This is a genomic window from Modestobacter sp. VKM Ac-2985, from assembly GCF_026967925.1.
Lineage (GTDB): Bacteria > Actinomycetota > Actinomycetes > Mycobacteriales > Geodermatophilaceae > Modestobacter.
The window spans coordinates 934,426-949,030 of the sequence record NZ_JAPVBI010000001.1 but is presented as its reverse complement, the minus strand read 5'-3'; the positions used below and the strand labels follow the sequence as shown (position 1 = coordinate 949,030).

The following is a 14,605-nucleotide window of genomic DNA, read 5'->3' as shown; positions in this document are numbered from 1 at the left end:
AGTGATCGGCCATGCTGTGCCGGTGACCGAGCGAGGGCTGCGTGAGCGGAAGAAGGCCGACACCCGGGCCGCGCTGGCCGCGGCGACCCTCCGGCTGGCGATCGAACTCGGCTGGGAGAACGTCACCGTCGAGGCCATCGCAGCAGCGGCCGACGTCTCCTACCGGACGTTCTTCAACCACTTCTCCGCCAAGGAGGAGGCGTTGCTCTTCCCGGCTGGGCCCGACCGGCCACGGCTCTCCGCCCGGCTGCGCGCCCAGCCGGCCGGCACCGGCGTGCTCGCCGCCGCGCGTGCGGCCCTGCACGAGGACCTCACCGTCCTGGAGAGCGATCCCGCGGCGCTGCGCGACTGGATCACCGTGGTCGCCGGCATCCCTGCACTGCTCCCCCGACTGGTGGAGATCGGCGCAGCCGACGAGCGGGAGGTCGCCGTGGCGATCGCCGAACGGACCGGTCAGGACGCCGGCACCGACCTGTACCCCTGCCTGCTCGCCGGAGCGCTGTCCGCCGCCGTCCGGACGACCTTCTCCCGCTGGCACGCGCAGCACGGCGCCGTCCCGCTCACCGCCCTGCTCGACGAGGCGCTGGACGCACTGGCCGCCGGCCTGCCCGAGCCCGGCCGCTGACCTCCTCATCCCCACCGATGCACAGCACTGACAGGAGCACCATGTCCACGACCACGGAGACCGGCGGAACCGGCGCGGCCAGCACCGAGGCCAGGATGAGCCGACGGGAGGTCCTCCAGGCGCTGTCCGGCCTGATGGTGGGCATCTTCGTGTCCATCCTGGCCGCGACCGTCGTCTCCAACGCCCTGCCGGTGATCATCGCCGACCTCGAGGGCAGCCAGTCGATCTACACCTGGGTGGTCACCGCCGAGCTGCTCGCCATGACGGCCTCCGTGCCGCTGTGGGGCAAGCTCGCCGACCTGGTGAGCCAGAAGCTGCTGGTGCAGCTCTCGCTGACCCTCTTCGTCGCCGGGTCGCTGCTGGCCGGGTTCTCCCAGGACACCACGATGCTGATCGTGGCCCGGGTGGTCCAGGGCATCGGCGCCGGCGGCCTCACCGCGCTGGTGCAGATCGTGATGGCGGCGATGATCCCGCCGCGTGAGCTGGGCCGGTACGCCGGCATCTTCGGCGCCGTGTTCGCCGTCGCCACCGTCGCCGGGCCGCTGATCGGCGGCGTCATCGTGGACACCGCGTGGCTCGGCTGGCGCTGGTGCTTCTTCATGGGCGTGCCGTTCGCCCTGCTGGCGATCGTGCTGCTGCAGAAGACGCTGAAGCTGGAGCAGGTGCGCCGCCGCGACGTGAAGATCGACTGGCTGGGCGCCCTGCTGATCACCGCGGGGGTGAGCACCCTGCTGATCTGGGTGACCCTGGCCGGCAACGACTTCGACTGGTTCTCCGGCACGACCGCGCTGATGGTCGGCGGCGCCGCCGTGCTCCTGGCGCTGGCGCTGTTCGTCGAGTCGCGGGTGGCCGAGCCGGTCATCCCGCTCGGCATCTTCCGCAACCGCACCGTCGCCCTCACCACGCTGGCCAGCGCGCTGGTCGGGATCGCCCTGTTCGGCGGCACCGTCTTCCTGTCCCAGTACTTCCAGATCTCGCTGGGCTACTCCCCCACCGAGGCCGGGCTGCTCTCGCTGCCGATGATCGGTGGCCTGCTGGTCTCCTCCACCGTCGCCGGCGCGCTGATCACCAAGACCGGCACCTGGAAGCGGTTCCTGGTCGCCGGCGGCGTGCTGATGACCCTCGGCTTCGGCCTGCTGGCCACCATCGACGCGCAGACCTCGATCTGGCTGCTCGGCGCGTTCATGGTCGTGCTCGGCGTCGGCGTCGGGCTGCTGATGCAGAACCTGGTCCTGGCCGCGCAGAACGACGTGCCCGCCCGGGAGCTCGGCTCGGCCACCTCGGTGCTGTCGTTCTTCCGCAGCCTCGGCGGCACGATCGGGGTCAGCGTGCTCGGCGCGGTGCTCGCCAGCCGGGTGGCCGGGGACCTGGCCGTGCTGGGCGGCGGAACCGAGGGCGGCGAGACGACCGTCCCCGACGTCTCGACCCTGCCGCCGGAGGTCGCCCGGGTGGTGCAGGACGCCTACGGCAACGCCACCGCCGAGCTGTTCCTGATCGCCACCCCGCTGGCCGCCCTCGCCCTGCTGGTGGTGCTCTTCATCAAGGAGAAGCCGCTGAAGACCACCAGCGGCGCGGAGCGGCTGGCCGAGGAGCAGGCCCAGCTGCCGCTGGCGCACTGACCGCTCGGGCTGCCGTGCCGCCGATCACGGGCACGGCAGCCCGCGAGATCAGCCGGTGAGGACGTGCACCAGCGCGCCGGCCGCACCGGCCAGCACCAGGACGACGATGAACGGGGCCCGCAGCGCGAGCGCCACCGCCGCCACCGCCAGCCCGACCAGCCGGCCGTCGACGACCAGGTCGGGCCCCGACGTCGCGGCCTGGACGGCGACCAGCGCGGCCAGCAGCGCCGCCGGGACGAACTCCACCACCCGGGTCACCCACGGCCGCTCGACCCAGGCCGCGGGCACCGAGAGCCCGGCCAGCTTCAGCAGGTAGCAGCCCAGCGAGCCGGCCAGCACCACCGCCCACAGCGCCCCGCTGCTCATGCGGTCGCCGTCCGCCGCGGCCGACCGGCCAGCGCCACCGCGACCACGGCCAGCACCACCTGCACCCCGGCCGGCACGAACGGGGTGAGCGCCAGCGCGATCACCGCGCCACCGAGGGCCACCCGCCGCTGCACGCCCGGCTCCCGCGCCGAGCCCTGCAACCGCGGCCACAGCAACGCCAGGAAGGCCGCCGGCACGACGGCGTCCAGCGCGGCCTGCGCCGTCTCCCCCAGCGCCGCGGCCCCCAGCGACCCGACCAGCGTCGTGACGTTCCAGCCCAGGTAGATGGTCGCGCCGGTGACCCAGAACGCCAGCCGGCCCAGCTCCCGGTCCGGTGCGGCGACCGCCATCGCCGTCGTCTCGTCGATCACCCAGTGCGCCGCCCCGGCCCGGCGCAGCCAGCCCCGCGGCGCCAGCATCGGGGCCAGCCGGACGCCGTAGACGGTGTTGCGGGTGCCGAGCAGCAGGGCGCTGCCCACGGCGGAGAACGCTCCCCCACCGGCACCGAGCACGCCGATCATCGCGAACTGGGAGGCGCCGGTGAACATCAGCGCCGACGTCGCCACCGCCTGCCAGGTGTCCAGCCCGGCCCCGGCCGCCGCCGCACCGAAGGCGACCCCGTACAGCCCCACCGCCACGCCCAGCCCGACGGCGTCCCGGAGCGTGGCGGTGCGGGCGGAGGACGGCACGGGCCGACCCTAGGCGGACCCCGGGTCGGCCAGCGCCGCAGGCACGGGGGTCAGGAGCCGGCGCCCACCGGCTCCTCGGCCACCGGGCAGCCCGGGAAGAGGTCCCGGGTGCCACCGGTCTGCGGCACCGTGAACGCGCACCCCAGGTCCGCCTCGGCCACCGCGTTCCGGTTCAGCACGTCCTCACCTGCCGGCCGCACCACCGGGCCGCCACCCTCGAGGGACTCGACCCAGGTCACCAGGTCGGTGAAGGTCTGCGCCGCCTCCTCCGGGCTGAACTCGCAGTGCCCGACCGACCGGACCGTCCGCTGCACCAGCAGCCCGCCGGTGCCCTGGAGCGCGGCCTCGGCGGCGTAGATCCGCTGGTGCTCGAACGGCACGAACATGTCACCGATGGTGTGCACCGACAGGACCGGGACGGAGAAGCCGGCGTCCAGCTGGATGATCGGCGCCTTCCCGGTCTCCTTGCGGGTGCCCGGCGCCGCCTCGACCCGCTCGATCCGGGAGTTCAGCGTCGAGCCGTCCGGGAAGGTGAAGGTGGTCGGGTACAGCCGGTCGGCGTTCTCGGCCACCGAGCCGGCGGTGAGCCCACCCAGCGTCCCGGTCGGGTCGTCGGCGAACCGGCCCAGGTTGAAGGTCAACCCCTCCCAGTAGGTGAAGGCGGCCTCGTCAGCCGGCCGGGGGCCGCCGGTCAGGTCGATCACGACGTCCCGGAAGGTCTCCCCCCGCTCGGTCAGCTCGGGGTTGGGCCCGGTGGGCGAAGTCGGCAGCCCCAGGGTCGTCTTGATCTCGGCGATCGCGGCCTGGTAGTCCTCGGTCGAGGTCACCGGGTACGCGTCGACCTCGGCCAGCGTCTGCGCCACCAGGTTGTAGTCCAGTCGGATGTCGAACTGGGCCAGGTCCCCCATCACCCCGCACATCGGCGCGGCACCGGCCCAGTCCACCCGCTGCCGCTCCACCAGGGCGCCGATGATGTGGCCGCCCATGGACACCCCCTGCAGCCAGCGGTCGTCGGCCGGGGCGACGAGCCGGTCGAAGAGCTGGGCCAGCCGTTCCGTCGAGGTGACCCCGGCCCGGATGTCGTACCGGTTGGCGGAGTAGGACGACGCCGCCCAGGCGTAGCCCGCGTCGATGTAGGCCTGGCGCAGCTCGAAGGAGGGGCTGTCCACCCAGAGCACCGTCCCGGTGCCGCGGTAGCCGTGCTCCCAGAACACGACGTCCCCGTTCCAGCCCTCGGTGGGCACCTCGATCCGGTAGCCGGCGCCCTTCTCCACGCCGGTCAGGACGCGGGTCCGCGGCTGGCCCGCCGCGTCCAGCAGCGGGGTGAACGCCTCGCCCGGCTGCCCGGTCGCGGGGTCGTAGTCGAAGGCCGGGTCGGCGACCGTCCACTCGATGTCCCGGGCGGGCACCGCCGGCAGCGACGGCGACTGCTGGACCTCCTGGAACCCCGGGGCGACCGGACCCTCGGGTCCGCGTGGGTGGTCCGTGGCACCGGCGGTGCCGGCCCACCCGCCGACCAGCAGGGTCGCGGCGGCGGTGACCGCGCAGAGCCGGGTGGAGCGGTGCTGGAACTGGGTCATGAGGACGTCTCCCGAACTGCTCGACTGTGAGCTGCGCCACTGGGCGCCTCATCATGACCAGGCACCGCAGCGGTGTCATCCGGTGACCCTCGGGCACCGGCGGGTCGTGCCGGGCGCGCCGGACGGCCATCAGCCGCCACCGGCCGTCGTCCCCCGGCAGGTCCGAGGTCGGCCGGTTCACACCCGCTGGCCCGGGGCGGGTCGATCAGCCGCCGTACAGTGGGGCTTGCCCGCGCGCGGGCCCCCCGCAGGGGCCCGGAATCCGCAGGCTCCCCGTCGAAGGAGACACAACGCGCATGTCCGACACGCTGACCGGATCCCCGGAGCTGGACGCCGTGAACGCGGCGCTGGCGACCGTCCAGGACCCCGAGATCAACCGTCCGCTGCCCGAGCTGGGCATGGTCAAGGACGTGCAGATCGGCGTCGGCGGCGACCCGGGCGCGGTGCGCATCGAGGTCTACCTGACCGTCGCCGGCTGCCCGATGCGCGAGACCATCACCAACCGCGTCACCCAGGCCGTCTCCGCCGTCCCCGGCGTCACCTCCGTGTCGGTCGGCCTGGACGTCATGAGCGACGAGCAGCGCACGGAGCTGCGCAAGACGGTCCGCGGCAGCGACACCGCCGAGCCGGTGATCCCCTTCGCCCAGCCCGGCTCGCTGACCCGGGTCTACGCGGTCGCCTCGGGCAAGGGCGGCGTCGGCAAGTCCAGCGTCACCGTCAACCTCGCCGCCGCGCTGGCCAAGAAGGGCCTGTCGGTGGGTGTCGTGGACGCCGACATCTACGGCCACTCGGTGCCCCGGATGCTCGGCGTGGACGACAAGCCGACCCAGGTCGACAACATGATCATGCCGCCGCAGTCCTACGGCGTGAAGGTCATCTCGATCGGCATGTTCACCCCGGGCAACACCCCCGTGGTCTGGCGTGGCCCGATGCTGCACCGCGCGCTGCAGCAGTTCCTCGCCGACGTGTGGTGGGGCGACCTGGACGTGCTGCTGATGGACCTCCCGCCCGGCACCGGTGACGTCGCGATCTCGGTGGCCCAGCTGGTGCCGAACGCCGAGATCCTGGTCGTGACGACGCCGCAGCTCGCCGCCGCCGAGGTGGCCGAGCGGGCCGGTGCGATCGCCACCCAGACCCACCAGCAGGTCGTCGGGGTCGTGGAGAACATGTCCTGGCTGGAGCTGCCCGACGGCTCCCGGATGGAGGTCTTCGGCTCCGGCGGTGGCCAGGCCGTCTCCGACGCGCTCACCAAGACCCTCGGTGCGCGGGTGCCGCTGCTGGGCCAGATCCCGCTGGACACCCGGCTGCGCGAGGCCGGCGACGCCGGTGCGCCGATCGTGCTCGCCCAGCCCGACGCCCCCGCCGCGCAGTCGCTGTCCGCGATCGCCGACGCCCTCGCCGTCCGTCAGCGCGGGCTGTCCGGCATGTCGCTGGGGCTGACCCCGGTCACGCGCTAGTCACCTCGGCACGACAGAGGCCGGTCACCCCGCGGGGGTGACCGGCCTCTGTCGTCTCGGGGATCGTGCTCAGGTGGCGTCCACGTCGAACGGCGGCGGGGTGCTCGCGTCCCGGCTGCCGGTCATCTGCCCTGCCGTGGCACGGGCCCCCGCGGCGGTCGCCCCGGCGGCCGTCGCCCCGGCAGCGGTGCTCCCGGTGCGGGCCGGGGCGTCGTCGTCGCCCATCAGCTGGGACCGGATGAAGGTCTTCGGGTGGTACTGCCGCAGGTCGATGTCGCGCAGGTGGTCGAAGTCGTCGCCCAGGGTCTCGTGCAGCTGCCCGCGCACCCCGGTGACCGCCTCACGCGCCTTCTTCAACCCGCTGGCCGCGTCCTTGGCCAGCGTGGGGAGCCGGTCGGGGCCGAAGATGAACAGCGCCGCCAGCGCCAGGACGACGATCTCGCCCCAGCCGATCGAGTCGAACACCGCTCCTCCTCGCGCCCACCGCGCACCGCGGTCGTGTCCAGCGTAGGTGGACCGGCTTGCCGCCAGGAGACCCGCAGCCCAACACCACGTGTCGGGGCGTCAGGCCACGCCGAGGGTGACGTCGACCTCGCGGGAGCTGCCACCCCGCACCAGCTCCAGCGTGACCGTCTCGCCCGGCTCGTGGGCGTCGACCTCGACGGCCAGCTCCTCCGAGCTGCGCACCGGCTCGCCGTCGACCGCGATCACCACGTCCTGCTCCTGCACCCCGGCCTCGGCGGCACCGCTGTCCGGCTCGACGTTGAGCACCAGCGCCCCGTCGCGGGTGCCGTCGGTCACCGAGCGGGCGTTCACGCCCAGCGAGGCGTGCACCGCCGTCCCGGTGCTGATCAGCTCCTCGGAGATGTCGCGCACGGTGTCGATCGGGATGGCGAAGCCGAGGCCGATCGAGCCGCCGGTGGTGCCGTTGCCCCCGACCGACGCGATCGCGGTGTTGATCCCGATGACCGCGCCGGTGGCGTCGACGAGCGCACCTCCGGAGTTGCCCGGGTTGATCGGCGCGTCGGTCTGCACCGCGCTGATCACGGCGTTGGTGTCGCTGCCCTCGCCGGACAGCCGCACCGGGCGGTCCAGCGCGCTGACGATGCCGCTGGTGACCGTGCCGGCCAGGCCCAGCGGGGAACCGATGGCCACCACCGGGTCGCCGACGACCAGGTCGCTGACGCTGCCGAGGGACGCCGCGACCAGACCGGGCTTGTCCACCTTGAGGACGGCGAGGTCGCTGGCCGGGTCGCGGCCGACGATGCGGGCGGTCGAACCGCTGCCGTCGCTGAAGACCGCACGGATCTCCGCGCCCTCGACGTCGGCGGCACCGGAGATCACGTGGTTGTTGGTGACGAGGTAGCCGCCCTCGGCGTCCACCACGACGCCGGACCCGGTGGCACCTGCGCTGGCCAGCCGGACCTCGATGGAGACCACGGCGGGCATGATCCGGTCGGCGATGTCGGCGATCGAACCGGGCTCCCGGCTGGTGCCCGGGGACACCTCGGAGAGCTGGGTGCCCTCGGCGAGCAGCGGGGCCTCGTCGGCCGTCCGGCCCAGGTACCAGGCGGTCGTGCCACCGACCATGCCGACCAGCAGCAGGCTCAGCAGCGCCAGCACGGTCAGCCGGACCGACAGGTCGCGCACCCGGACCTTGCGGCGGCCCTGCGGGTCCAGCACCACCGGGGCGGACTGCTGCGGCTCCTCGGGGTACTGCGCCGGCGCACCGAGCGCAGCGGGTGCGTGCGGGTCCCGCCACGGGTCCGCCGCGGCGTCGGGCTTCCAGAACGGGGCGGCGGCGGTGCGCCGCCGCGCGGGGCGGCCACCCGGGGGCTCGCCCAGACCGGTGGCGCCGCCCCGCGGCGCGAACGCCCGCAGCACCGCCTCCGGGGGCGGCGGAGCCGACGGCCGGGGTGCAGGCACCGGGCGGTCGGCACCGAACGAGCCCTCGACCGCGGCCGGCCGGCCGAACGCGGCCTGCTGCTCGGGCTGAGGAGCCGCGGCGGGCGGGGTGCTGGACTGCAGCCGGGAGTCGGTCGGCGCGAAGGCGCCGGTCGTCCCTGCGGGTCGGGCGTAGGCCGCGGACTCGTGCTCGGGCCGGCCGGGGGCGTGGTCGGCGCCAGGGAGCCGTGGGCCGGCGTCGGACGGCTCGGTGCCGGGCGTCGTGCTCAGGGCGTCCCACCATCCGCCGCGGCGGTGCGGGAGCCGACGGTGAACGCCCGCACCACCGGCGGGACGATGTCGGTGCGCTCGGTCGGTGCCGTGTACCGGACGGGGCCGGCCACGGGCTCGCGGCCCGGGAGATCGGCGGTGGGCAGGTTGACGGCGAGCACCGCGACGCCCAGGCCGAGCCCGGCCAGCGCCCCGGTCATCCCCCGACGCAGCCACCGGGCGCCGCCGTCGGAACGGGGTGCCGCCTCGGTGGGCGCGAGCGGGATCGCCCACGAGCCACCGGCGCCGGTGGCGGTGAGCCCGTCCGCGCCGGCGCTCAGCGAGCCCAGCCCGCCGCCGGGGCCGGCGGCCGTGAACGGGATGGCCTGCAGCCGGGAGAGGAGGTCACCGGGGACCGCGACGTCGACGCCGTGCTGCAGCGCGTCCTTGGCCTCGCGCTGCGCGGCGACCGCCATCCGGCACTGCGCGCACCCGGTCAGGTGCCGGGCCGCCCGGTTGGCGGCGCCGCCGGAGAGCTCTCCGTCGACGAGGGCGGCGATCGCCTCCTGGGCGAGGTGGCTCTCCGGGATGCTCACGACACCTCCACGGCTGGGACGGGCCGACCCGGGGCGAGGTGGGCCAGCGCCTCGCGCAGCTGCACGCGACCGCGGTGGATGCGGCTGCGGACGGTGCCCAGCTTGATGCCGAGGGTCGCCGAGATCTCCTCGTAGGTGAGGCCCTCGATGTCGCACAGCACGACGGCGACCCGGAACTCCGGGGACAGCGCGTCGAGTGCGGCCTGGATCTGCGGGTCGAGGTGGGTGTCCGCGTAGACCTGCTCCGGGGACGGCGCCGAGCCGGGCAGCCGCTCGGTGTCCTCGGGGAGGGCGTCGAAGCGGATGCGCTGCCGGCGACGCACCATGTCCAGGAACAGGTTGGTCGTGATCCGGTGCAGCCAGCCCTCGAAGGTGCCCGGCGAGAAGTCGGCGAGCGAGCGGAACACCCGGACGAAGGTCTCCTGGGTGAGGTCCTCGGCGTCCTGCTGGTTGCCCGAGAGCCGGTAGGCCAGCCGGTAGACCCGCGCGGAGTGGTCACGGACGACCTGCTCCCAGGTGGGGGCCACCCAGCCCTCGGCGGCGGCAGCCGCGGGCTCGCGGTCGGCAGGGGCCGCCGACCCGGTCGCGGAGGGCTCGGTCACGGCCTCAGGATCGCAGACGGCCGCGCTCGACACCTCCCCAGCGGGGGTGGGGCGCTGACTGGTGGTACGCGAGAGACGCACGTCCAGTGCAACGGCCGGGCGCGCCCGGTGTTCCCGCGCAGCGCGAACACACAGCCGGTTGCCAGGCAGCCGGCCGGCCGCGTCGGCCGGCCCACCCGGCCGGGCGGGCACCCCGCCCGCGCCACTACCCTCGCCCGGTGACCAGCGTTGCCGGACCGCCCCCCACCGGCGGTACCCCGACCGACGCGGCGGGCTATGCCGACGGCTTCGCCGCCGAGACCACCGCCCAGGCCGCCGCCCGCCAGCGTGCTCTGACCTCGGCCGATGCGTTCGGGACCCAAGTCCCGGTCGAGCCCGCCGTGGGCGCGACGCTCTCCGTGCTCGCCGCGGCCTGCGACGCCCGCTCGGTGGTGTCCATCGGCAGCGGCGGAGGGGTGGCCGGGCTCTGGCTGCTCCAGGGGATGCGCCCCGACGGCGTCCTCACCGCCCTGGACGCCGACCCGACCGAGCTCCGCGCGGCCCGGCAGGCCTTCACCGAGGCCGGCGTCCCCAGCGGACGCACCCGGCTGATCTTCGGCACTCCCGGCGAGGTGCTGCCGCGACTGTCCCCCGGGGCCTACGACCTGGTCAGCTGCGCCGGCCCGCCGTTGGAGTACGCCAGCAACCTGACCGGTCTGCTGGGGCTGATCCGGCACAGCGGGTCGCTGATCTGCCACGGTCTGCTCGCCGAGGACAGGATCGCCGACCCCGCAGCCCGGGACGCGCAGACCGTCGCCTGGCGCGAGATCGCCCGGACCCTGCGCGAGGACGAGACGCTGACCTCCGCGGTGCTGCCGATCGGCACCGGCCTGCTGGTCGCCACCAAGCGCTCCTAGCCCGGAACAGCACCCCCGCCGAACGGGGCCTCCGCCTCCGCGGCCCACGGCCCGCCCAGGTACCGCCACAGCCCCAGGCCGCGGGCGGTCACCGTCTCCGGGACGAAGGCCGCGGCCAGCTCGGTGTGCAGTGCTCGCGCGGTGTCCGGGGCGACCTTGTTCTGCACGGTCACGTGCGGGCGGGACCACTGGCGGTCCTGCCGGGTCAGCCACGGGTCGAAGGCGTCGGCCAGGTCGGCGCGCAGGGCGAGCAGCTCCGGGGACGCCAGGTCGAGGGCCACGCCGCGGCCGAGGAAGCGCACCCCGGTCACCGCGACCTCGAACGGCGGCCGCGCGGCGCTCGCCGCCAGCTCGCGGCCGACGGCCGCCCGGTGCTCGCCGGGCAGCGCGTGGAACAGCGTCACGTGTGCCTGCAGGTGGTTGCGCTCCGGCGGGAAGTGCGCCGCCCGCAGCCGGTCGAACCGCTGCTGCGCAGCGTCGTCCAGCAGCAGCGTCACGATCAGCGGTGCCGACACGGCCGGCTACAGGATCGCGCGGGAGCCCTTGCCCAGGACGGTGATGCCGGTCGCGGTCACGTGGTACCGCTCCCGGTCCCGCTCGGGGTCGACACCGACCTGCGCACCGGGCGGGACGACGACGTTCTTGTCCAGGATGGCGCGGCGCACGACGGCGCCCTCACCGATGTGGACGCCGTCCATCAGCACGCTGGCCTCGACCCGCGAACCGCGTTCCAGCCGGACGTTCGGCGCGACGACCGAGCCGTGCACGGAACCGCCGTCGATGATCACCCCGGCGCTGACCATCGACTCCTCGGCCCGGCCGCCCAGCACGAACTTGGCCGGCGGGAGCATCGGCGGCAGCGTGTAGATCGGCCAGCGGTCGTTGTAGAGGTTGAAGATCGGGCTGACCGAGACCAGGTCCATGTGCGAGTCGTAGTAGGCGTCCAGCGTCCCCACGTCGCGCCAGTAGCCGTGGTCGCGCTCGGTCTCCCCCGGCACGGCGTTGCTGCTGAAGTCGTAGACGTAGGCGTCGCCGGCGTCGGCCATCATCGGCATGATCGACCCGCCCATGTCGTGCACCGAGTTCTCGTCGGCGGCGTCGACCCGCAGGGCCTCCAGCAGCGCGTCGGTGGTGAAGACGTAGTTGCCCATCGAGGCGAAGGTCTCGTCCGGGCTGCCCGGCATCCCCGGCGGGTCGGCCGGCTTCTCCAGGAACTGGCGGACCTTGCCGTTCTCGTCGGCGTCGATGACCCCGAAGGCGGTCGCCTCCTGGCGCGGCACCCGCAGGCCCGCGACGGTCACACCGGCGCCGGTGGCGAGGTGCTGGTCGATCATCTGCGACGGGTCCATCCGGTACACGTGGTCGGCACCGAAGACGACGACGATCTCGGGCCGGTCGTCGTAGATCAGGTTGAGGCTCTGGTAGATCGCGTCGGCGCTGCCGGTGTACCAGCGCGGGCCCAGGCGCTGCTGCGCCGGCACCGGGGTGATGTAGCTGCCCAGCAGCGTCGACATCCGCCACACCGTGGTGATGTGCCGGTCCAGCGAGTGGCTCTTGTACTGGGTGAGCACCGCGATCCGCCGGATGTCGGCGTTGACCAGGCTGGAGAGCACGAAGTCGATGAGCCGGTAGTTGCCCCCGAACGGGACGGCGGGCTTGGCCCGGTCCTGGGTCAGCGGGGCGAGCCGCTTCCCCTCACCACCAGCAAGGACGATGCCGAGCACCCGAGGACCACCACGCATGGACGGACCGTAACGGCTCAGGGCCGGCTACGCGTCCGCAGGCCCGCCGTCTCACTCCTCCGATGCAGTCGCCGCCCGGTGCGGGAAGTGCCCGGACGCGCTCGGAACGACTGCTGTATCACTTTCTGTGCACAACTGATCGACGGCGCGTGACAGCGTGGTGGCCGTCGGGGGAGGATCTGCCCTGACCCGATCAGCGCCGAGGACGCCGACTGACCGGGGGCCCCGCACGTCGACTGCCGCAGTTCGAACGGTCGCCGAGGTCCACGCACCACCGCCGCCCGGTACCTGCCGCGTGCGGCGGCCAGCTCGCACAGAGGTGACCCCATGGACACGACAGCCACCTGGTCCGACCACCGGCTCCGGCACCGCACCGGCGTCCTCGTCACCGCCGTGCTGGCGCTCAGCGCCGTCTTCGCGTTCCTGGCCCCGGCCGCCGACGCGGCGTGCACACCCGATCCCACGCTGTGCCCGCAGCGGATCTACGTCGGCGCGTCGGCTCCCGGGGTCCCCCGTGACCCCGCGGCCCTCGATGCGTTCACCGACGCGACCGGCGTGTCCCCCAGCAGCGCCATGTTCTTCCTCGACTTCGGCGGTCAGGTGGACACCGCTGCGTTGCAGCGGCTGGCCGCTGAGGACCGGCTGCCGATGATGACGTGGGAGCCGTGGACCCACACGAGCCCGACGACGAACCCGTACTCGCTGCAGGCGATCGCGGCCGGCGAGTTCGACGCCTACCTGACCGCGCAGGGCCGGGCGCTCGCCGCGGTGGGGTCCCCCGTCGCCGTGCGCTTCGCCCACGAGATGAACGGCAGCTGGTACCCGTGGGGTCAGGGTGTCAACGGCAACCAGCCCGCCGACCACGTCGCCGCCTACCGGCGCGTGCACGACGTCGTCACAGCTGCGGGCGCGACCAACGTGGTCTGGACGTGGTCGCCCATCACCGTCACCTCCCGGCCGAACGTGCCCCTGGCTCCCCTCTACCCGGGGGACGAGTACGTGGACTGGGTGGGTCTGAGCGTGTACTACAGCGTTCCCGGGACGACCTACGCCACGACGGTGCCCTCCACGATCCGCGAGCTCGACCAGTTCGCCGCCGACAAGCCGATCTACGTGGCCGAGACCTCGGTGCTGCCCGGTGCCGACCGGCCGGCGATGATCCACGACCTGATCAGCGGGCTCCTGACGATCCCCCGACTGGTCGGCCTGACGTGGTTCAACCACGACACCAAGCACGACTACCGCATCGACAACGACCCACCGGCCGCAGCCCAGTTGGCAGCGGAGCTCGCCTCCCCCTGGTTCGGGGGCGCCGGCCAGCTCGACGCGCCCGTGGTCGCGCCACCGCTGGTCCTGACCACGTCCACCCTCACCGGCACGGCACAGGTGGGCCAGACCCTCACCGGCACGGCAGGGACGTGGCGTTCGGCGAGCGGCTCCGGGGAACTGAGCACCGCCCGCCGCTGGTTCCGGTGCAGCGACGCCGTCGCGACCACCTCGTGCGCCGAGACGTCCGTGAGTGCGACCACCTACCCGCTGGGGCCCGGAGACCGCGGCCACCACCTGCGGTTCGCCGAGACGGGCACCAACGCCGCAGGGTCGACCGTGGCGTGGTCGACCGCGACCGCTGCCGTGCTGCAGACCCCGGTGACGCCGCCCGCGCCCGCGGTGGAGTCCCGGGACGGCGCCGTCAAGCTCACCTTCCCCACCGCCTCGGCCACCACCACCCACTGGCAGGTCCTGCTCGACGGCGTCCCCCGGCCCCTGGTCCCGGTCAGCAGCACCACCTACTGGATCACCGGACTCACCAACGGCACACCCCACCGCGTCGGCCTGGCCGCGGTGGACGCCTCAGCGACGGACTCCCTCTCCTCGGCCCCCACCACCGGCACCGCGGTGCCGATGGGCACCCCCTGGACGCCCTACACGACCGTTACCGGCAGCACCCTCACCGTCAAACTGCCCACCACCGCACCCACCGGCGCCACCGGCTGGCACCTCACCGTCGGCACCACCACCCGCACCCTCCCGCTGACCACCACCAGCGCCGAGTTCACCGACCTCACCACCAGCACCCCCTGGGCACTGCGCGCCACCGCCGGGGACTGGAACGGCCAGCCCAACCTCTCCCTCCCCGCCACCGGCACCGCCACCCCCGCCACCCCACCGGCGACCCCGTCCGCAGCCGCAGTGGAGTCCCGGGACGGCGCCCTCAAGCTCACCTTCCCCACCGCCCCGGCCACCACCACCCACTGGCAGGTCCTGCTCGACGGCGTCCC

General features: G+C 74.0%; 14 protein-coding genes. 5 read left to right on the top strand and 9 right to left on the bottom strand.

Translation table 11 applies throughout. The features are described 5' to 3' along the window. Window positions 1-22 precede the first annotated feature (22 nt). Window positions 23-625 carry an acyl-CoA-like ligand-binding transcription factor gene (locus O2V61_RS04400; RefSeq protein ID WP_269182108.1) on the top strand — a complete coding sequence of 201 codons (603 nt, stop codon included), beginning with the start codon at window positions 23-25 and terminating at the stop codon, window positions 623-625. Window positions 626-666: 41 nt separating this feature from the next. Then, window positions 667-2,244, top strand: a complete 1,578-nt coding sequence (locus O2V61_RS04395; RefSeq protein ID WP_269182107.1) for an MDR family MFS transporter — start codon at window positions 667-669, stop codon at window positions 2,242-2,244. A gap of 48 nt (window positions 2,245-2,292) precedes the next feature. On the opposite strand, the gene O2V61_RS04390 is transcribed toward O2V61_RS04395, so the two are convergent. The 3 genes from O2V61_RS04390 to O2V61_RS04380 are packed head-to-tail and all read right to left on the bottom strand — an operon-like array spanning window position 2,293 to window position 4,879. Continuing rightward, window positions 2,293-2,610: an AzlD domain-containing protein gene (locus tag O2V61_RS04390; protein ID WP_269182106.1), complete on the bottom strand. Its 318-nt coding sequence runs from the start codon at window positions 2,608-2,610 to the stop codon at window positions 2,293-2,295. Further along, complete coding sequence (locus O2V61_RS04385; protein WP_269182105.1) at window positions 2,607-3,299, bottom strand: AzlC family ABC transporter permease; 693 nt, start codon at window positions 3,297-3,299, stop codon at window positions 2,607-2,609. The genes O2V61_RS04390 and O2V61_RS04385 overlap by 4 nt, the downstream gene beginning before the upstream one ends. A 50-nt stretch (window positions 3,300-3,349) precedes the next feature. Next, on the bottom strand, window positions 3,350-4,879 hold the full coding sequence (locus tag O2V61_RS04380; protein WP_269182104.1) for an esterase: 1,530 nt from the start codon (window positions 4,877-4,879) through the stop codon (window positions 3,350-3,352). Between the two features lie 296 nt (window positions 4,880-5,175). Between O2V61_RS04380 and O2V61_RS04375 the strand changes: the two genes are divergently transcribed. After that, on the top strand, window positions 5,176-6,336 hold the full coding sequence (locus O2V61_RS04375; protein WP_269182103.1) for an Mrp/NBP35 family ATP-binding protein: 1,161 nt from the start codon (window positions 5,176-5,178) through the stop codon (window positions 6,334-6,336). Window positions 6,337-6,405: 69 nt separating this feature from the next. On the opposite strand, the gene O2V61_RS04370 is transcribed toward O2V61_RS04375, so the two are convergent. The 4 genes from O2V61_RS04370 to sigE form a co-directional block, all read right to left on the bottom strand. Next, a complete protein-coding gene (locus tag O2V61_RS04370; protein ID WP_269171031.1) occupies window positions 6,406-6,801 on the bottom strand; it encodes a twin-arginine translocase TatA/TatE family subunit in 396 nt (131 codons plus the stop codon). 99 nt (window positions 6,802-6,900) lie between these two features. Next, window positions 6,901-8,262, bottom strand: a complete 1,362-nt coding sequence (locus O2V61_RS04365; RefSeq protein WP_269182102.1) for a S1C family serine protease — start codon at window positions 8,260-8,262, stop codon at window positions 6,901-6,903. Between the two features lie 245 nt (window positions 8,263-8,507). After that, entirely contained in the window at window positions 8,508-9,086 is a 579-nt protein-coding gene (locus O2V61_RS04360; RefSeq protein ID WP_269182101.1) for an anti-sigma factor family protein, read from the bottom strand. After that, on the bottom strand, window positions 9,083-9,688 hold the full coding sequence (gene sigE, locus O2V61_RS04355) for an RNA polymerase sigma factor SigE (RefSeq protein WP_269182100.1): 606 nt from the start codon (window positions 9,686-9,688) through the stop codon (window positions 9,083-9,085). The genes O2V61_RS04360 and sigE overlap by 4 nt, the downstream gene beginning before the upstream one ends. A gap of 218 nt (window positions 9,689-9,906) precedes the next feature. On the opposite strand from sigE, the gene O2V61_RS04350 reads away from it, so the two are divergent. Continuing rightward, on the top strand, window positions 9,907-10,584 hold the full coding sequence (locus O2V61_RS04350; RefSeq protein ID WP_269182099.1) for an O-methyltransferase: 678 nt from the start codon (window positions 9,907-9,909) through the stop codon (window positions 10,582-10,584). Here the strand turns inward: O2V61_RS04350 and O2V61_RS04345 are convergent. Next, complete coding sequence (locus tag O2V61_RS04345; protein ID WP_269182098.1) at window positions 10,581-11,099, bottom strand: 2'-5' RNA ligase family protein; 519 nt, start codon at window positions 11,097-11,099, stop codon at window positions 10,581-10,583. The genes O2V61_RS04350 and O2V61_RS04345 overlap by 4 nt on opposite strands. Window positions 11,100-11,105: 6 nt before the next feature. Then, window positions 11,106-12,326, bottom strand: coding sequence for a glucose-1-phosphate adenylyltransferase (gene glgC / locus O2V61_RS04340; RefSeq protein ID WP_269182097.1), 1,221 nt, complete (start codon window positions 12,324-12,326; stop codon window positions 11,106-11,108). Window positions 12,327-12,653: 327 nt separating this feature from the next. Between glgC and O2V61_RS04335 the strand changes: the two genes are divergently transcribed. Beyond that, window positions 12,654-14,605, top strand: a 1,952-nt coding sequence (locus tag O2V61_RS04335) for a glycosyl hydrolase (RefSeq protein WP_269182096.1), incomplete at its 3' end; no start/stop codon positions are given.

Excerpts from the sequence above, each read along its gene's own strand:
- O2V61_RS04380 (WP_269182104.1), bottom strand. The coding sequence starts at position 4,879 with ATGACCCAGTTCCAGCACCGCTCCACCCGGCTCTGCGCGGTCACCGCC.
- glgC (WP_269182097.1), bottom strand. The coding sequence starts at position 12,326 with ATGCGTGGTGGTCCTCGGGTGCTCGGCATCGTCCTTGCTGGTGGTGAG.
- O2V61_RS04395 (WP_269182107.1), top strand. The coding sequence starts at position 667 with ATGTCCACGACCACGGAGACCGGCGGAACCGGCGCGGCCAGCACCGAG.
- O2V61_RS04375 (WP_269182103.1), top strand. The coding sequence starts at position 5,176 with ATGTCCGACACGCTGACCGGATCCCCGGAGCTGGACGCCGTGAACGCG.
- O2V61_RS04390 (WP_269182106.1), bottom strand. The coding sequence starts at position 2,610 with ATGAGCAGCGGGGCGCTGTGGGCGGTGGTGCTGGCCGGCTCGCTGGGC.